Annotated in this window: 14 protein-coding genes; 9 read left to right on the top strand and 5 right to left on the bottom strand. The window is 74.6% G+C overall.

Annotation, left to right across the window (positions count from 1 at the left end; all coding sequences use genetic code 11):
* Positions 1-244: 244 nt before the first annotated feature.
* Positions 245-844, bottom strand: coding sequence for a superoxide dismutase (locus TOK_RS24590; protein WP_098960353.1), 600 nt, complete (start codon positions 842-844; stop codon positions 245-247).
* Between the two features lie 324 nt (positions 845-1,168).
* On the opposite strand from TOK_RS24590, the gene TOK_RS24585 reads away from it, so the two are divergent.
* Entirely contained in the window at positions 1,169-3,025 is a 1,857-nt protein-coding gene (locus TOK_RS24585) for an acyltransferase family protein (protein ID WP_098960352.1), read from the top strand.
* A gap of 27 nt (positions 3,026-3,052) precedes the next feature.
* Here TOK_RS24585 and TOK_RS24580 read toward each other — a convergent pair whose 3' ends face one another.
* Positions 3,053-5,038, bottom strand: coding sequence for a M13 family metallopeptidase (locus TOK_RS24580; RefSeq protein WP_098960351.1), 1,986 nt, complete (start codon positions 5,036-5,038; stop codon positions 3,053-3,055).
* A gap of 63 nt (positions 5,039-5,101) precedes the next feature.
* Between TOK_RS24580 and TOK_RS24575 the strand changes: the two genes are divergently transcribed.
* The gene (locus tag TOK_RS24575) at positions 5,102-6,541 is read left to right on the top strand and encodes an MFS transporter (RefSeq protein WP_098960350.1); all 1,440 of its coding nucleotides are present in this window, start codon (positions 5,102-5,104) and stop codon (positions 6,539-6,541) included.
* 7 nt (positions 6,542-6,548) lie between these two features.
* Here the strand turns inward: TOK_RS24575 and TOK_RS24570 are convergent, their stop codons facing one another.
* Both TOK_RS24570 and TOK_RS24565 read right to left on the bottom strand, forming a co-directional pair.
* Positions 6,549-6,929: a cupin domain-containing protein gene (locus TOK_RS24570; RefSeq protein WP_172457765.1), complete on the bottom strand. Its 381-nt coding sequence runs from the start codon at positions 6,927-6,929 to the stop codon at positions 6,549-6,551.
* A gap of 107 nt (positions 6,930-7,036) precedes the next feature.
* Positions 7,037-8,506: a DUF349 domain-containing protein gene (locus TOK_RS24565; protein WP_253258661.1), complete on the bottom strand. Its 1,470-nt coding sequence runs from the start codon at positions 8,504-8,506 to the stop codon at positions 7,037-7,039.
* A gap of 596 nt (positions 8,507-9,102) precedes the next feature.
* Here TOK_RS24565 and TOK_RS24560 point away from each other — a divergent pair.
* The 5 genes from TOK_RS24560 (at position 9,103) to TOK_RS32895 (ending at position 15,359) form a co-directional block, all read left to right on the top strand.
* Entirely contained in the window at positions 9,103-9,855 is a 753-nt protein-coding gene (locus tag TOK_RS24560; protein WP_098960816.1) for a hypothetical protein, read from the top strand.
* Positions 9,852-10,784 carry a tRNA (adenosine(37)-N6)-dimethylallyltransferase MiaA gene (gene miaA / locus TOK_RS24555; protein WP_098960349.1) on the top strand — a complete coding sequence of 311 codons (933 nt, stop codon included), beginning with the start codon at positions 9,852-9,854 and terminating at the stop codon, positions 10,782-10,784. Before TOK_RS24560 ends, miaA begins: the two co-directional genes overlap by 4 nt.
* Positions 10,781-11,671: a diaminopimelate epimerase gene (gene dapF / locus TOK_RS24550; protein WP_098960348.1), complete on the top strand. Its 891-nt coding sequence runs from the start codon at positions 10,781-10,783 to the stop codon at positions 11,669-11,671. The genes miaA and dapF overlap by 4 nt, the downstream gene beginning before the upstream one ends.
* Before the next feature lie 177 nt (positions 11,672-11,848).
* Positions 11,849-13,219: a GTPase HflX gene (gene hflX, locus TOK_RS24545; RefSeq protein ID WP_098960815.1), complete on the top strand. Its 1,371-nt coding sequence runs from the start codon at positions 11,849-11,851 to the stop codon at positions 13,217-13,219.
* A 10-nt stretch (positions 13,220-13,229) separates the two neighbouring features.
* Complete coding sequence (locus TOK_RS32895; protein WP_098960347.1) at positions 13,230-15,359, top strand: hypothetical protein; 2,130 nt, start codon at positions 13,230-13,232, stop codon at positions 15,357-15,359.
* Positions 15,360-15,641: 282 nt separating this feature from the next.
* Here the strand turns inward: TOK_RS32895 and lexA are convergent, their stop codons facing one another.
* Positions 15,642-16,376 carry a transcriptional repressor LexA gene (gene lexA, locus TOK_RS24535; protein WP_098960814.1) on the bottom strand — a complete coding sequence of 245 codons (735 nt, stop codon included), beginning with the start codon at positions 16,374-16,376 and terminating at the stop codon, positions 15,642-15,644.
* 495 nt (positions 16,377-16,871) lie between these two features.
* On the opposite strand from lexA, the gene TOK_RS32005 reads away from it, so the two are divergent.
* Positions 16,872-17,417 (top strand): LysM peptidoglycan-binding domain-containing protein, encoded by a 546-nt coding sequence (locus TOK_RS32005; RefSeq protein ID WP_172457763.1) that lies wholly within the window; start codon positions 16,872-16,874, stop codon positions 17,415-17,417.
* A gap of 502 nt (positions 17,418-17,919) precedes the next feature.
* A complete protein-coding gene (gene nrdR / locus TOK_RS24525) occupies positions 17,920-18,432 on the top strand; it encodes a transcriptional regulator NrdR (protein WP_098960345.1) in 513 nt (170 codons plus the stop codon).
* Positions 18,433-18,575: the final 143 nt, after the last annotated feature.

The following is an 18,575-nucleotide window of genomic DNA, read 5'->3' as shown; positions in this document are numbered from 1 at the left end:
GGTCGCGGCGCGGTCGTCGGCGGAGTCGGCGTGGGCGCGGTCATCGTGATCCCGGGGACGCCTCGGTCGGGGCGTGGACGATCGACATCGGGATGCCGAACGTCTCCTCCACCCGGTGGGGGTCGTCCGAGGACGGGCGCCCGAGGACGGGTAGCCGAGGACGGGTCGCCGAGGACGGGTCGTGAGCGGCGATGGTCGCTCCAGCGGCCATCGCCACTCACAGGGGCCGGCTCCTCTGCCGCGGTCAGGCCTTCGCGGCGGCCAGACGATCGGCGGCGTCGGCCCAGTTGACGACGTTCCACCAGGCTTTCACGTAGTCGGGCTTCACGTTCTTGTACTGCAGGTAGAAGGCGTGCTCCCACATGTCGAGCATGACGATCGGGACCTGCCCGGCGGGGAGCTGGGCCTGCTGGTCGTAGAGCTGGTGGACCAGGAGCCGGGAGCCGAGGGTGTCCCACCCCAGGATCGCCCAGCCCGAGCCCTGGATCGTCGTCGCCGTGGCGCTGAAGTGGGCCTGGAACTTCTCGAAGGACCCGAAGTGCTCGTCGACAGCGGCGGCGAGGTCACCGGTCGGCTCCCCGCCGCCGTCGGGGGAGAGGTTCTGCCAGAAGATCGAGTGGTTGACGTGCCCGCCCAGGTTGAACGCGAGGGTCTTCTCCAGCCCGACGATCGCGCCGTAGTCGCCGGACTCGCGGGCACCGGCGAGCTTCTCGAGGGTCTGGTTCAGGGCGGTGACGTAGGTGTTGTGGTGCTTGGAGTGGTGCAGCTCCATGATCTCGGGCGCGATGTGCGGGGCGAGCGCGCCGTAGTCGTAGGGCAGGTCCGGAAGCGTGTAGTCGGCCACGAGGTCTCCGTTTCGACGTGCGAACTGTCGCCAGTATCTTGCAACAGCATTCTTCTCGCGGTTGGATCTGGTCGCATCGCGGGTGTCGTTGCTACACTGCTGCCAACCTCTTGCAACAATCTCGAGGGGTCGCGTGGGTGGTCGTTCTGGCAGCTCGACACCGGCGCGGGGTGGCGCCGGTCCCGCCGTCGGGGCCGGCGCGCCCGGCTCGTGCCGAACGTCCCATCCGGCTCCCCGGCCCCTCACGACACGCCGATCACGTGCGTTCGTGATCAGAACAGCACGTGACAAGGTCACCTGGTCGGCTGACGGGCGAGGGGGCGGATGGTCGAGCAGCTCGTGGCGCGCGCCGACCCGCAACGCGTCGGCGCCACTCGATCGCGCTCGGCCGCGGTCCCGTACGCGCCCGGGCTCGACGGGCTGCGCGCCCTCGCTGTGCTGGCCGTGCTCGCCTACCACCTCGAACTGCCGTGGGCCGGCGGTGGCTTCCTCGGCGTCGAGGTGTTCTTCACCCTCAGCGGCTTCCTCATCACCCAGCTGCTGGCCGGAGAGCTGCGGGCCCGCGGGCGCGTCGACGCCAGGGCCTTCTTCCTCGCCCGCGCCAGACGGCTGGTACCCGCGCTCGTCGCCTGTGTCGTGGCGACGGTCGTCGTCTACCGTCTGCTGCTGCCCGGCGACGTCGGTGACCTGCGCACCGACGCCCTGTCCTCGCTGTCCTACGTCCAGAACTGGCACCTGGTCATCGCGGGCATCCCCTACGGCGAGGCGTTCGCGCGGCCGTCGCCGATGCTGCACATCTGGTCGCTGGGCGTCGAGGGGCAGCTCTACCTGCTGTGGCCGCTGCTGTTCGTCGGCTTCCTCGCCATGGTCGCCCGCCGACGCGCCGCGGTGCTGGTGCTGCTGCTCGCGTTGTCGTCGGCCGTCGTCATGGCGCTGCTGTTCGACCCCGACTCCAACATCCGCGTCTACTACGGCACCGACGCCCGCGCCTCGGGCTTCCTCGTCGGTGCCGCGCTCGCCCTCGTCTACGGTCCCGAGGCCTGGTCGCGGCGGCTCTCGGGGCCCCGAGGGACGGTCGTCGACGTGGCCGGGCTCGCTGCACTCGTCGCCCTGCTCGTCGCGTTCACCCAGACCTCGGAGTTCGACACCGACCTCTACACCCACGGCGGGTTCCTGCGCACCGGGCTGCTCGCCGCCGTCGTCGTCCTCGCCGCGGCGCGCAGCGGCATCGTCGGCGCCGTGCTCGGTCGCGGCCCGCTGATCTGGCTCGGCCGCCGGTCCTACGGCATCTACCTGTACCACTGGCCGATCTTCGTCCTGACCAGGCCGGGGATCGACATCGCGGCACCGGCCTGGATCGTCGACACCGGCCGGATCGTGGCGACACTCGTCGTGGCCGAACTCTCCTACCGGCTCTGGGAGACGCCGATCCGCCGCGGCGCGATCCGCAAGCTGCTCGCCCGCGCCCGGGCGGGTACCGCCGCGGCCGTGACCTGCGGCGTCCTGTGCCTCGGGCTGGCCGCCTGCGGTGTCGTCGCCGTGACGGGAACCCCGGTCGGCGCACCGCCCCGGTCGGCGGCCACCGACACCGAACCGCCCGTCGACGCCACCGACCCGGTCCCGCAGTCGGAGCCGGCCGCGCCGTCCACCACAGAGCCCACGACCGGGCCACCCACCACCGGGCCGCCGGCGGGCGGCACCGCGGCGGGCGCGCCCGTCGGCCCGGTGTTCGTCGTCGGCGACTCGATCACGCTCGGCAGCGCAGGGACCCTGCAGAGCGTCCTCGGGCCGCAGACCACCGTCGACGGCAAGGTGGGCAGGCAGTTCAGCACCGCACCCGACCTCGTCGCCGGATGGGTCGCCGGCAACGCCGGGCCCGTCGTCGTCGACCTCGGCGCCAACGGCACCATCACCGGTCGTGACGTCGACGCCGTCGTCGCCGCGGCCGGTGACCGCCGCGTCGTGTTCGTCGGCATCTCGGTGCCGCGCCGCTGGGCCGACGGCAACAACACCACCCTGCGCGACGCCGTCGCCCGCCACCCCGCGCAGACCCGGTTCGTCGACTGGGGCGCCTACGTCGCCGAGGACCCGGGCCTCGTCGGCCCGGACTCGGTGCACCCGACGGTCCGCGGCCGCACCGTCCTGGCCACGGCGATCCGCGACGCGCTCACCGGACCCTGAGCGCCCGGTGAGCGTGCCGGCGGACCGTCACCAGATGCGGACGCGCTGGCCGGGCGGGGTGTAGAGCGAGTCGGACTCCTGCACGTCGAACGCCTCGTGGAACGCGTCGAGGTTGGTGACGACGGCGTTGCAGCGCAGGTCCGGCGGCGAGTGCGGGTCGATCGTCAACCGGCGCACGGCCTCCGCGTCGCGGGTCACCGCCCGCCACACCTGCGCCCACCCCAGCAGCACCCGCTGCAGGCCGGAGAAGCCGTCGATCTCCGGGGCGTCGGTGTCGCCCAGGGCGATCCGATAGGCCTTCAGCGCGATCGTCAGCCCGCCCAGGTCGCCGATGTTCTCGCCGACCGTCAGCGCGCCGTTGACCTTGTGCTCGGGCAGCCCGATCGGCGACAGCGCGCTGTACTGGTCGATCAGGGCCTGCGAGCGACGGTCGAACTCGGCGCGGTCGTCGGCCTCCCACCAGTCGGTCATGTTGCCGTCGCCGTCGTACTTGCTGCCCTGGTCGTCGAACCCGTGGCCGATCTCGTGCCCGATGACCGCGCCGATGCCGCCGTAGTTGGCGGCGTCGTCGGCCTCGGGGTCGAAGAACGGGGGCTGCAGGATCGCCGCCGGGAAGACGATCTCGTTCATCCGCGGGTGGTAGTAGGCGTTGACGGTCTGCGGCGTCATCAGCCACTCGTTGCGGTCGACCGGCTTGCCGAGCTTCGCGAACTGGAAGTCCGACATCCACTCACCGGCGCGGCGGACGTTGCCCAGCAGGTCGGTCGGGTCGACCTCCAGGCCTGCGTAGTCCTTCCACTCGTCGGGGTAACCGATCTTCGGGGTGAACCGGCCCAGCTTGTCCAGCGCCCGCTCCCGGGTCGCCGGCGTCATCCACTCCAGCGACGAGATCGACTGCCGGTAGGCCTCGACGAGGTTCGCGACGAGCTCGACCATCCGCTCCTTGGCCGCCGGCGGGAAGTGCCGCTGCACGTAGAGCTGCCCGACCGCCTCGCCCAGCGCCCCCTCGACCAGCCCGACCCCACGCTTCCACCGCTCGCGCAGCTCCGGGGTGCCCGACAGGATGCGGCCGTAGAAGTCGAAGTCGGCCTCGACGAGCGCCTCGGTCAGGTAGTCGGCGCACGAGGAGATCGTGCGGATCGCGAGCCACGCCTGCCACTGCGCGAGCGGCCGGTCGCGCCACAGCGCCGCGGCCGCGGTGACGAAGCTCGGCTGGCGGACGACGACCTCGTCGAACGCGCCGTCCGGGCCGCCGAGAGCGTCGGTCCAGACGTCCCAGTCGAATCCGGGGGCGCTCTCGCGCAGCGCCGCGCCCGTCATCAGCGTGTAGGTCTTCTCGGCGTCGCGGTTGGTGACGCGGTCCCACGACTCGGCCGCCAGCGCCGTCTCCAGCTCCATCACCGTCGCCGCCACGGCAGCCGGCTCCGCCAGCCCGGCCAGCTCGGCGAGCCGGGCCAGGTGCGCCACGTACTTCTCGCGCAGCTCGGCGTAGGAGTCCTCGCGGTAGTACGACTCGTCGGGCAGACCCAGCCCCGACTGCGACAGGTGCACCAGGTAGCGCGACGAGTCCTTCGCGTCGGTGCTCACGAACGCCCCGAACAGCCCCGCGCGGCCCTCACGCTGCCGACGGCCCAGCACCGTCGCCAGTGCCGCGCCGTCGGCCGCGTCGGCGACCTCGGCGAGCAACGGCCGCAGCGGCTCCGTGCCCAGCTTCTCGATCCGCTCGACGTCCATGAACGAGGTGTAGAGGTCGCCGACGCGGCGGGCCTCGGTCCCGGCTGCGGCATCCGCTGCCGCGCACTCCTCGACGATCGCCCGCACGTCGGCCTCGGCGTTGTCGCGCAGGGTGTGGAACGCCCCGTCCTGGGAGCGGTCGGCGGGAATCTCGTGCGTACGCAGCCACTGCCCGTTGACGTGGCCGAACAGGTCGTCCTGCGGACGGATGCCCGTGTCGACCCAACGCAGGTCGAGCCCGGACCGCGGGGCCGTGCCCGCATCGGGGGAGGTCGTCATGGCTGCATTCTGCCCCGGCCCCACAGCGTTCGGGGACGATCATCGTTCGCCTACGGTGGAACGATGGTCGAGACGGACGGCGGCGTCGGGGCGGCACCGTCGGCATCCCGGGAGCCGGCCGGGCTGCAACGCCCGCTCGCACTGCTCGTCGCGGGTGCCTTCTTCATGGAGATCCTCGACGGCACCGTCATCGCCCCCGCGGCCCCGCACATCGCCGACGATCTCGGCGTCGGAGCCGTCGACGTCAACGTCGCCATCACCGGCTACCTGCTCACCCTCGCCGTGCTCATCCCCATCAGCGGGTGGCTCGCCGACCGGTTCGGCGCCCGCCGCGTCTTCACCGCGGCGCTCGTGGTCTTCACCCTCGCCTCGGCCGGCTGCGCGCTCGCGCCGACCCTGCCCGTTCTCACCACGACACGGGTGCTCCAAGGCGTCGGCGGCGCGATGATGGTGCCGGTCGGGCGACTCGTGGTACTGCGGACGACACCCAAGCGCGAGCTGGTGCGCGCCATCGCGTTCCTGACCTGGCCCGCGCTCGCCGCCCCCGTCGTCGCCCCTGCGGTGGGCGGCCTGCTCGCCAACTACGCGTCGTGGCGCTGGATCTTCGTCATCAACGTGCCGCTCGGCCTCGCCGCGATCGTCCTCGCGCTGCGGATCGTGCCCGACGTCCGCGCGCCCCGGCGCGACCCGCTCGACTGGTGCGGCTTCCTCCTCGCCGCGGGCGGGGCGGCCGCGCTGGTCGTCGGCCTGGAGAGCGTCGGCGCGGCCCGCTGGGGGAGTGCCGTCACCGGGCTGGTGCTCGCCGCGGTCCTGCTCACCGCCGCCGTCCTCTACCTGCTGCGCGCCCGCCGCCCCCTGCTCGACCTGCGCATACTCCGCGTCGCGACCTACCGGCTCACCGCGGCCGGTGGCTCCGTCTACCGGATGGTGATCACCGCCATCCCGTTCCTGCTGCCGCTGCTGTTCCAGCTCGGCTTCGGCTGGTCGGCGGCGCAGGCCGGGCTCGTGGTGATCGCACTGTTCGTCGGCAACGTCGGCATCAAACCGGCGACGACACCGCTCATGCGCCGCTTCGGGATCCGCACCCTCGTCCTGTGCTCCGTCGCCGCGTCGGCCGCCTGCCTGGTGGGCATGGCCTTCCTGACGGAGTCGACGCCGCTTCCCGTCGTGCTGGCGCTGCTGCTGGCCAGCGGCATCGTCCGGTCGACCGGGTTCACCGCCTACAACAGTGTCGCCTACGCCGACGTCGACGCCGGCAGGATGACGGGCGCCAACACCCTGATGTCGACGTTGCAGGAGCTCGGCGCGGGCCTCGGCGTCGCCGTGGGCGCGTTGTTCGTGCGGCTCGGCGACCCCCTCGGGCAGCTCACCGGCCTGTCCGACGCCCCCGCCACGCCCTACCGCATCGCGTTCGTCCTGCTCGTCGTCGTCCTCCTGGTGCCGATGATCGAGGCGCTACGGCTGTCGCGGACGGCAGGCGACGCCGTGACCGGGCACCGCTGAGGAAGGCTCAGACCGAGCGAGCGAACGGCACCGCCGGGTCCGGGGCCGGGGTGTTGACGGCGAGGTGCACCGTCGGCGCCGGCCCAGCGTTCCAGTTGCGGTGCGGCACACCGGCCGGGAACACGACGAGGCTGCCCGCGGGCGCGTCGAACTCCCGCCCGTCGACCTCGATACTCATCGTGCCCTCCAGCACCCAGAACACCTGGTCGACCTCGTGGACGTGCAGGCCCGCAGGGGAACCGCCGCCCGACGGTGTCCGGATCCAGTCGACGTGGCACGTCGCCGCCCCGGTCGCCTGCCCGATGAGGTTCTGCGAGAACCGGTCGCCCACACCGGTGGCGGCCAGCGCGTCACTGTCGACGCGGCGCAGGTACGGGTTCACGGACATCGGCGCTCCTCGGGAAGACGTGCCCCCACACCGGCGCGAGGGCCGCATCCACCCTCGCACCCCCGGCACCGACGCCGCTGTGACGGCGGTCTCCCGCCGCGCCCGGTTCAGCGCTGGTTGACCGACTCCTCCGCCGTCTTCAACCATTCGCGCCACTGGTCGGCCTGCTCACGGGCCTGCCGCGCACGCTTCGCGTCGCCCGCCGCCTCGGCCTTCGCCGCCTGCGACTCGAACTGCGCCACCCGGTCCCGGAACTGCGCGACCCGCGCCTCCGCCTCCGGGTCGGTGCGCCGCCACTGCCGGTCGACCGCGTCGCGGACCCGCTCCTCGACCGCGCGCAGCGCCGACTCCAGCGGCCGGATGTCGTCGCGGGGGACCTTGCCGACGGCCTCCCAGCGCTCCTGGATGTCGCGCAGCGCGGCACGGGCACCGTCGGCGTCGTCGGTGTCGATCTTCTCCGCCTCCGCCAGCAGCGCCCGCTTCGCGTCGGCATTGGCGCCGAACTCGGCGTCACGCTCGTCGAACACCTGGGTGCGTCGCGAGAAGAACTGGTCCTGGGCGCTGCGGAAACGCTGCCACAGCCCGTCGTCGGCGTCCTTCTGGGCGCGGCCCGCCGCCTTCCACTCCGCCATCAGCTCGCGGTAGCGCGCGGCCGTCGGACCCCAGTCGGTGGACCCGACGAGCTGCTCCGCCTCCGCGGCCAGCTCCTCCTTGCGCGCCTTGGCCGTGGACCGCTGCCGGTCGAGGTCGGCGAAGTGCGAGCCGCGACGCCGGTTGAACGCCTCCCGCGACCGCGAGTACCGCTTCCACAGCGCCTCGTCGGTGCGGCGGTCGATCCCCTTGATCGTGCGCCACTCGTCGAGGATGGCCTTGAAACGGTCGCCCGCCTGCTTCCACTGCGTGGCCTCGGACGCGAGCGCCTCGGCCTCGACGGCCAGCGCCTCCTTGCGCGCGACGGCGGCCTCACGCTGGGCCGAGCGGGCCGACCGCGCGGCACCGACCTGCTCCTCGGCCAGCGTGACCAGCTGCTCGAGGTGCGCCGACAGCGCCGCGACGTCGCCGACCACCGACGCCTCGGGCAGCGAGTCGCGCATCGCAGTCGCGCTGTGCAGGGCCGCCTTCGGGTCGCCCCCGCCCGCCGCGAGGCGGGCGGTGAGCAGCTCGGCCTCGGTGCGCAGGTCGTCGAAGCGGCGGGCGAAGTGCGCCAGGCCCTCGACCGGCTCGCCGGCCTGCCACGACCCCACCTCGCGCTCGCCGTCGGACGTCACCAGGAAGACGTGGCCCTCGTCGTCGACCCTGCCCCACCGGGCGGGGTCGGCGCTCGCCTCGGCCACCGCGATGCCCGGTGTCGCGGGCGCCGCCGCGACCGGCGTCGGTTCGGCGGCCGCGGCCTCGGCGGGGGAGAGGTCGGCGGCCGGGGCGACCGGCGGCCGGGGCGGCGGGACCGGGCGCGGACGACCGCCCGGCGGCGGGCCGGGCAGCGGTGCGCGGGGCGCGGGCGGCGGGCCGGGGGTGGGCCGCGGCGGCGCGGCGACCGTCCCGCGGGCGGGTTCGGCCCCGGTGCTCGCGTCGCTCACGCGGTCGGCGGTCGCGCTGCCGGTGGCGTTCCCGCTGCCGGGCGCGCTCTCGGGCGCGGCGTCGTGCGCCTCACGTGGCGCCGGTGCCTGCGCGGCTCCGGGTTCGCCTGCGGTCTCGGGTTCGCCTGCCGCTTCCGGTTCTGCTGCCTGCGCGGTGTCCGGTGTGGCTTCCTGCTCGGCTGCGGGTGCGGCCGCGACGGCCGGCTCTGCAGCGGCCTCCGTCCCGCTCGCGTCCCCGTGGTTCGCCTGCTCGTCCGACACCCGTGCCTCCTCCGTCAGGCCCACCCCGTGCGGGACGGGCGCTCCGCCGCGGCGGAGCCCGTTGCACATCGCGAAGCCGATCGGCCAGGACCGGTCCGTCCGAGCGATTCAAACAGGTAAGCGCACGTACGGGAACCGCTCGCCCCCGTCGCGCCGCCAACGGGCGCTGCGGGGCGACGAGACGCGGCCGCCCCTGCGACGACACGGCGGCCGCCCCTGCGACGACACGGCGACCGCCGCGGTGACGACACGGCGGCCGCCGCGGTGACGACACGGCGACCGCCGCGGTGGTGACGGCACGCGGCCGCCGCCGTGGGGTGGCTACGCTCGGTGGCGTGATCTCCGCGGTGGCCTTCCTGCCCCAGCCGCCCCTGCTGCTGCCCGAGCTCGCCGGCGCGGCGGCGGCCGAGACCGCCGACGTGCGCGACGCCTGCCGCGTCGCCGCCGCGAGACTGGCCGCGAGGGCGTCGCACTGGGTCGCGGTCGGCGCCGACCCGGGGGGCAGGCGCACCGTCGGGTCCGGTGCGGTCGGGACGTTCGCCGGGTTCGGTGTCGACGTCCGCGTCGCGCTCGACACCGCCGCCGCGTACTCCTCCTCCGGGTCCGGTGCGCCGGTCACGGTCGCCGACCGGGACATGGCGCTGCCGTTGCTCGTCGCGGGCTGGGCCGCCGCCTCGACCGGCGCGGCCGTGACGATCCGGGGCGAGCTCGTCGCCCCCGACCTGCCGACGGCCGACTGCCTCGCGCTCGGCCGTGAGCTCGCCGACGCCGCAGCCCTCGACGACCGGCCCGTCGGGCTGCTCGTCGTCGGCGACGGCGCCGCCACCCACACCGAGAAGGCGCCCGGCCACCTCGACCCCCGCGCCGCCGCGTTCGACGACGGCGTGGCCGCCGCGCTCGCCGCCGCCGACACCGACGCCCTCGCCGCGCTCGACCCCGACGTCGCCACGCAGCTGTGGGTCGCCGGCCGGGCGCCGTGGCAGGTCCTCGCCGGTGCCGCCGCCGGTCGCCGCTGGGACGCCGAGCTGCTCTGCTCGACCGCGCCGTTCGGCGTCGCCTACCACGTCGCGTTCTGGACCCCGGGGTGAGCGCGCCGCCCCTGGTCGTGGTGGTCGGGCCGACCGCCACCGGCAAGTCCGACCTCGGCCTCGCCCTGGCCGAGCAGCTGGGCGGGGAGGTCGTCAACGCCGACGCGATGCAGCTCTACCGGGGTCTCGACGTCGGCACCGCGAAGCTCACCGTCGCCGAGCGCCGCGGGATCCCCCATCACCTGCTCGACGTCCTCGACGTCACCGACACCGCATCCGTCGCCGCCTACCAGCGGGAGGCGCGTGCCGTCGTCGAACGGCTGCGCGCCGCCGGCCGCACCCCGGTCCTCGTCGGCGGGTCCGGCCTCTACGTGCAGGCGGTCGTCGACGAGCTGGAGTTCCCCGGGACCGACCCCGCGATCCGGTCGCGGATCGAGGCCGAGCTCGTTGAACGCGGGTCCGGCGCCCTGCACCTGCGGCTCGCCGAGCTCGACCCCGCCGCCGCCGCCGCGGTCCTGCCCAGCAACGGGCGGCGCATCGTGCGCGCCCTCGAGGTCATCGAGCTCACCGGCAGGCCCTTCACCGCGACGATGCCGCGCATCGGGGCGCCCCGCTACGACGCGGTCCTCGTCGGGGTCGACCGCGACGTCGCCGAGCTCGACGCGCGCATCGCCACCCGCGTGGACCTCATGATGGCCGCCGGCCTGGTCGACGAGACGCGCGCGCTGCTCGGCCGCGGCCTGCGCGAGGGCCGCACCGCGTCGCGTGCCCTGGGATACCAGCAGGTGATCGACGCCCTCGACGCCGCCGACGGCGACCTCGCGGACGTCGCCGTAGCCGACGCCGCGGACCGCACCGTCGTCGCCACCCGGCGGTTCGTGCGCCGGCAGCGCTCCTGGTTCCGCCGCGACCACCGGATCCGATGGTTCGACGGCGCGGCCCCCGACCTGATCGGCGCCGTGGCGGCGTCGCTACCCTGCCGCGTGTGAGCAGCGGAATCAGGTTCGCGAAGGGCCACGGCACCGAGAACGACTTCGTCGTGCTCCCCGACGCCGACGGCGCCCTCGACCTCACCCCCGCCCGCGTCGCCGCGCTCTGCGACCGCCGCCGTGGCCTCGGCGCCGACGGTGTCCTCCGCGTCGTCCGCTGGGCCGCCGCGGGCCCCGGTGCCCCCGCCCCGCAACCCGGCGTCGAGTGGTTCATGGACTACCGCAACGGCGACGGCAGCATTGCCGAGATGTGTGGCAACGGCGTCCGCGTCTTCGCCCGCCACCTCGCCCTCGACGGCCTGCTGCCCGACGGGCCCGCCGCCGAGCTCGCCATCGGTACCCGCGGGGGAGTGCGCACGGTCCGGTTCGCCGGTGGCGACGGCGCCGCCGGGGAGGTCTCGGTCGGCATGGGTGTCGCCCGGGTCGGCCCCGAGAGCACCGCCACCGTGCACGGGCACGCCTTCACCGGCGTCGCGGTCGACGTCGGCAACCCGCACCTCGCCTGCGTCACCACCGACGACATCGCGGGGCTCGACCTCGACGTGCCCCCCGGCCACGACCCGTCGCTGTTCCCGCACGGGGTCAACGTCGAGTTCGTGACGCCCGTCTCCGGCCCGGCCGACGCCGCGGAGGTCACGATGCGCGTCCACGAACGCGGCGTGGGGGAGACCCGCTCGTGCGGCACCGGGACCGTCGCCGCCGTCGTCGCCGCGCTGCGGCGGGCCGGCCACGACTCCGGCGACGTGCGCGTCGGCACCCCCGGCGGGAGGCTGCGCGTCACCGTCGGGACCGACGGCACGACCGTCCTGCACGGGCCCGCCGTCGTCCTCGCCCGCGGCGAGCTCGACCGCGCCTGGTGGGACGGGCTCGACGCCGCCAACGGGTGACCCTCGCCCCGTCGCGGCGCAATGCGGCGGACACCGTCGTCGCGACGTGGGAGGATGGGTCCCACGATGACTGAATCCCGACTCGACATCTCCGGCATGTTCACTCCGCAACCGGGCGATCCCCGGCGCGGCGCGACGGTGGCCGGACACGTGGGACGTGAGCCGTCCACCGGCGACATGGACCTCGAGGAGCGGTCGTCGCTCCGACGGGTCGCGGGCCTGTCCACCGAGCTCACCGACGTCACCGAGGTCGAGTACCGGCAGCTGCGCCTCGAGCGGGTCGTGCTCGTCGGTGTCTGGACCTCGGGTACCGCCGCGCAGGCCGAGGCGTCCATGGTGGAGCTCGCGCGCCTCGCCGAGACCGCGGGCTCCGAGGTGCTCGACGCCCTGGTCCAACGCAGGAGCCGCCCCGACCCAGCCACCTTCATCGGTTCCGGCAAGGTCGACGAGCTGCGTGACGCCGTCCAGCTCGCCGGCGCGGACACCGTGATCGCCGACGGCGAGCTCTCGCCCGGCCAGCTGCGCCAGCTGGAGGAGAAGCTCAAGGTCAAGGTCATCGACCGGACCGCGCTGATCCTCGACATCTTCGCCCAGCACGCCCGCTCCCGCGACGGCAAGGCCCAGGTCGAACTGGCCCAGCTGTCCTACCTGCTGCCGCGCCTGCGCGGCTGGGGCGAGGCGCTGTCCCGGCAGGTCGGTGGCCGTGCCGCGGGCGGCGTCGGCATCGGTGGTCGTGGCCCGGGTGAGACGAAGATCGAGCTCGACCGGCGCCGTATCCGCCACCGCATGTCCAAGCTGCGCCGCGAGATCACCGCCATGCGCACCGTCCGTGACACCCAGCGCGGGTCGCGGCGGCGCAACGAGGTGCCCGGCGTCGCGATCGTCGGCTACACCAACGCGGGCAAGTCCAGCCTGCTCAACGCCCTCACCGACGCCGGGGTGCTCGTCGAGGACGCCCTGTTCGCCACCCTCGACCCGACCACGCGTCGCGCCGAGACACCCGACGGGCGCTCGTACACCCTCACCGACACCGTCGGATTCGTGCGGCACCTGCCCCACCAGCTCGTCGAGGCGTTCCGGTCCACTCTCGAGGAGACCGCGCAGGCCGACCTGCTGGTCCACGTCGTCGACGCCTCCGACCAGCTGCCCGAGGACCAGATCACCGCCGTGCGCAAGGTCCTCGTCGAGGTGGGCGAGGAGCAGCAGGGGCGCATGCCGCCGGAGCTGCTCGTCGTCAACAAGGTCGATGCGGCGTCGGACCTGCAGCTGGCCCGGCTGCGCCACCTCCTGCCCGACGCGGTGTTCGTCTCCGCCCACCGAGGCGATGGGATCGACCTGCTCGCCCGGCGCATCGCCGAGCTGCTGCCCAACCCCGAGGTCGAGGTCGAGCTGCTCCTGCCCTACACACAGGGCTCGCTCGTCGCCCGCATCCACGAGGAGGGCGTCGTCATCGAGGAGGAACACGTGGCCGACGGCACCAGGCTGCGCGCGCGCGTCGGCCCGGAGCTCGCCACCGCCGTCGCGCCGTTCACGGTGGCTCCGCGATGAGCCTCCGACGGTGATCCGGCGCGCGGCCGCGGTCGTCCTGGTCCTGGGGGCCGCCCTCCTGGGCGGATCCGGGACGGCCCTCGCCGCCGATCCACCCCCGGGCGTGCGCACGCACTGCACCGTCGACGACCCACGGCTCGCGGAGCTGTCGGGACTCACCGTCGACGGCACCACCGTGTGGGCGATGGCCGACGGGGGCCGCCGCACCGCGGCCTACGCGATCGACCCGGCGACGTGCGCCGTCACCGACAGCCGCACCGCCGCCACCGACCCGCTCGACCCCGAGGACCTCGCCCGCGGCCCCGGCGGTGCGCTGTGGGTGGCTGACATCGGCGACAACACACGGACCCGCCAGACCGTCGCCGTCGTCACGCTGCCGGCGACCGGCGCGTCCAAGCTCTACCGGCTCACCTATCCCGACGGTCCGCACGACGCGGAGGCGCTGCTCGTCGGTACCGACGGCGTGCCCGTGATCGTCACGAAGGACGCCGTCGGCGCCGCGGGCGTCTACCGCACCCCCGGCCCCCTCACCGGGACGGGGCCGACCGCGATGCAGCGCGCGGGCGAGGTGTCGCTTCCCGCCTCCGACACCGCGGGCGGCCCGCTCGGTGGCATCGGATCACGCCTGGTCACCGGCGGGGCGGTGAGCCCCGACGGCCGCACCGTCGCCTTGCGCAGCTACACCGACGCCTGGCTCTACCCCGTCGCCGCGCCCGGCGACGCCGCCGCGATCGTGGAGGCTCTCGGGGGCGCCCCGACCCGCATCCCGCTGCCCGACGAGCCGCAGGGCGAAGCCGTCGCGATCGACGCCGCGGGCATCCTGTGGTCGGGCTCCGAGACCCGGGGCGGCACCCCCGGCGCGCTCCGCTCCGTCGACGGGGCCGTCGCCGCGATGGGAACCGGCGGCGCCCAGGCCCCGGCCGCCCCCGCGGAACCCGACAGCAAGGATGATGTCTCCTGGTCCTCGCCGGCGATGATCGGCGCCGTCGGCACCGCCGCGGTCCTGGTCGTCGGTGCCGTGCTGATGGCGCTGCGCTCGTTCTCGCGGTCGCGCCGTGAGCTGCGCAGACTGGAAGCCGAAGCGCCCGATCCCGACGACTCGCCGACCATCACCGCGGACGGCCCGCCGCGCCCCGACGACCGCACTGTCGTGGCCCGGACGGCTCCCGACCGGGCTGTGCCCGGTCCCGCTGTGCCCGGTCCCGCTGTGCCCGGTCCCGCTGTGCCCGGTTCGGGGATGCCTGTGGCCGGAGGAGCGCCTGTCGCCGGTGGCGTGCCCGGTGCGCGTGGCGTGCCCGGCCCGGGTGTCGGTCCTGCGCCGGGTGGGCCCAACGGTCCACGGCCGGGGCCGCCGCCCCGCGGCGCCGGACCCGGACGTCCGCAGTACGGCCCGCCGGGACCTCCGCGCATCGGTCCGCCGCGCCCGCCGGGTGGGCCGCTGCCGGCTGGACGGCCCGTCCCCACAGGTGCGCCGAACGGTGGTCCGGGGCCGGAGGGCGCCGGACCCGGACGGCGTGGTCCCGGTGGTCCTGCCGATCCTGGCGGGCCTGCCGGACCGGGTGGGTCTGGCGGCCCTGGCGGCCCTGGCGGCCCCGGTGGGCCTGTCGGCCCTGGTGGTCCCGTCCGTCCTGGTGGTCCCGTCCGTCCTGGTGGTCCTGGTCTGCGTCCCGGTCCGGGTCCTGATGGCCCGCACATGCCGGGGCGCCACGGTCCCCCTGCCGCCGGCCCGGCCTACTCGGTGGGACCCACCCGGTCGCTTCGGCCCGGAGGCCCCCCAGGCCCGGTCCCGCCGAACGGTCTCGCACCGGCTCCGGGGGCGCCCGGGAACGGCGCAGCACGTTCGTCCGACGCCACGGTCCGCACCCACGACGACTCGCACAACGGTGCGGACTCCGGCAGCGGCCCGGACTCGCCAGGCGCCCGCAAGGAGCCCGGGTCCCGCGCAGACGCGGACCCCGGGAACGGTTCCCGCACCCGTGGTGACACCGCGTCGCGCGACGACGCGGCCTTCCGCAGCGCCGCTGCGCCGCATACCGGTACGGCGTCCGACGCGCGGACCCGCGACGGGGCCGACCCGCAGACCAGCGATGCCACGGCGACCCGCGACGCCACGGACATCGGGGCGCGCCCGGGCCGCTGACCGGGCTCACCGCGCACCACAGGTCCGCCGGGATCGACGCCAGGATGCCGCCGACCGTGCCGGGGCGCCGTCCGGGCGTCAGGCTCGGCGATGCGGCTGCAGCAGGGGCGTCCCTGGTGCCGCTCCCGGCATCCGATGTCGACGTCGGGTGTGGACGCCGGGGAATGGCCGTCGTGAGTGGGCGCCGGGGACGGACCTCTCGGGACCGGCGGGCAGCGCGGTCCTCGCGAGTGGGCCCGCGGGGTCCGACAGCCGTGTGCGGGTATCCGGTTCAGAGCCGGTTCAGAGCCGACGCAGTACGGCGACGACCCGGCCGAGGATCGACGCGTCGTCGCCGGGAATCGGGTCGTAGGCCGGGTTGGCCGGCATCAGCCAGACGTGCCCGTCGCGACGGCGGAACGTCTTCACCGTGGCCTCGCCGTCGATCATCGCCGCGACGATCTCGCCCTGCTCCGCGACCGGCTGCTGGCGCACCACGACCCAGTCCCCGTCGGTGATCGCGGCCTCGACCATCGAGTCGCCGCGGACGTTGAGCAGGAACAACGTCCCCTCGCCGACGATCTCGCGCGGCAGCGGGAACACGCTCTCGACGGCTTGCTCGGCGAGGATCGGGCCACCGGCGGCGATGTTGCCGAGGAGCGGGACGTACGCCGGTGAGGGGCGTTCGTCGCGGACCGCGGACGGGTCGGTACGGGAGTCCGAGCTGTCATCGGGGACGTCCTCGGGGGAGCGTACGTCGACCGCACGGGTGCGGTTCGGGTCGCGCCGCAGGTAGCCCTTGCGTTCGAGGGTGCGCAGCTGATGGTGCACCGACGACGTCGACGTCAGGCCCACCGCGTCGCCGATCTCCCGCACGCTCGGCGGGTAGCCGAAGCGGTCGACCCAGTCCCGGATGACCTCCAGGACCTTGCTCTGCCGTGGCGTCAGTGCCACGCCGGCGCCCTCCGCGTCGGCCGGGTCCGGGAAGGACCGCACCTGCCCGGCCTCCCGGTCGGTACCGGTGTCGTCCCGTGCCATCTCGTCCGCCTCCTCGATCGGCGCGGCGGGACCATCCGTCCCCGCCGCCACCGAACCGTAGACCCGATCTTCGCCACCGCCAAACACATGTTCGAACGACACGCGGGCGCATCGCCGAGAATTGTCGGGGGCCGGTGGTAGACATTCGCACGGGCGTTCGATCGAACGTCCGTGCGAACGGAGCGTATCCGATCCGGTGCGGCGGGCCACCGCCGCCGGCGCGGCTGCACCCCGGATCACACGAGTCGCCGACCCAGCAGCCGGCGCCGACGGGAAGGAGATGCCATGTCTGTCAGCACGGCTCCCGGATGTGCGGGCGCGCGGGTGGAGGTCGGCCACGGGGTTCCCGAGGTGCGGCAGGACGCTGTGGGTGTCGGCGAGGTGGCCGGCCGTGGCGGTCGTGACGCGCGGTCCGACGGACCGTCCGGGCGCGGCCGGCGTCACGGCTCGGGCCCGCGGTCCGCTCGGCCGCGCAGAGCCCGCCGGGGTGGGGCGGTGCGCGAGCAGGCCGTGGCGCCGGCGGCGCGGCGTGCAGGCGGAGCGCCCGCGGTGTGTCCGCCCGGTGCCGCTCGCCCGACGCTGACCCTCGTCCGCGGCGGTCTGACGGCCGACCCCGTCGCGCCGGCGTGGCACGACCCCGAGTCTCCTTCTCCCGAGTGCCGGAGCGTCGTCCGCGGCCGGTGCGTCCCCGACCGACGGGTGCACCGGCCCGCGGCCCGCGTGCGGTCGGTCCGTCGCGCGCCGCTCGCGCTGCGCTACCGCGTGCGTCGTGCGGCTGCGCTGGTCGTGCTCGCCGTCGCCGCGGCAGGGGTCGTGGTCGGGCTGGGCTCGATGGCCGATGTCGCGCGTGACGCAGGGCCCGGCATCTCCGCTGCCACCGCGCAGGTCGTGGTCGGACAGGGAGACACGGTGTGGGACATCGCCCGCCGCACGGCCCCGGATGCCGACACTGCGGCCGCGGCCGCCCACATCGCCGAGCTGAACGGTCTCCGGTCCGCGGCCCTCCGCCCGGGCCAGGTGCTGACGGTGCCCGCGGCCTGACCGGCGGGGCCGGCTGCGCAGTGTGCGCCGCCGGGAGGGCCGAGCGGCCGGGCGCGCGCGGCGAGCTGGCCGGTCGTCACCGGGTGCAGCGAAGTCGCGTGCGGTACCCCATCGCGGGGCGTGTCCGGCCACGGGTGCAGTTTCCGAACCGTCGGACCGCGATGGCACTCTCGACTCCTGCGATCCGGTCTCGTCGAGGAATCGGACGGACCGGCTCCGTGGTACTGCCGCGGGGGTGGTCGACGGTCGCGCTCCGCGGTCGGGCCGTCAGGGTGGGTGCCCGTCGGGTGGTCCGGACGGGCCGCCGGCGGCGCTGCGTGTTCGGCACGCCGCTCTCCGCGACATCGGGTGGTGTCGGCGTCGGACAGGGACTCCCCAGATCGGGGGATCCTGCCCTTGACGGGCCTCCCCCTCGCGCCGACCACCACATCTTGTGGTTACATACGTGTTGTTCGGCCACAGGTTGGGTTTGCTGGTCGCTCTCGGAGAGAGGATCACTACCGTGCGCTGCCCCTTCTGCCGCCACTCGGACTGCCGCGTCATCGACTCCCGCGAGGTCGACGACGGTCAGGCCACGCGTCGGCGCCGCTCGTGCGCGTCGTGCGGACGGCGGTTCACGACGGTCGAGGAGCCGGTCCTCGCCGTGGTGAAGCGCAGCGGGGTGACCGAACCGTTCCTCCGCGACAAGGTCGTCAGTGGAGTACGACGCGCCTGCCAGGGGCGCCCTGTCGACGAGGATGCGCTGCAGCAGCTGGCGCACCGCGTCGAGGAGGCGGTCCGGGCGGGTGGGACGGCCGAGATTCCCAGCCACGAGGTGGGGCTGGCGATCCTCGGGCCGTTGCGGGAGCTCGACGAGGTGGCGTACCTGCGCTTCGCGAGCGTGTACCGGTCCTTCTCGTCGATCGACGATTTCGAGAAGGAGATCGCGGACCTGCGGAAGTCGGATGCCGGGGAAGCAGCCGACGACGTGGGACGCACCGCGGCGGGGGAGAGCCCGCCGCACGACGAGTCGTAGAAGGACGCGCCCTGCCTCGCGTATTGAGACAGGGCGTGTCGCCCGGCCGGCGCGCGACACCGGCCGGTCGACCCACCGGACGGTCCGCCGGGCGGCTCAACTGCCGACGCGGTCGTTGACATCGGTGCGGCACCACCGCACCA

The sequence above is a fragment of the Pseudonocardia sp. N23 genome (assembly GCF_002583555.1).
Lineage (GTDB): Bacteria > Actinomycetota > Actinomycetes > Mycobacteriales > Pseudonocardiaceae > Pseudonocardia.
This window is presented reverse-complemented; position numbering and strand designations above follow the sequence as displayed.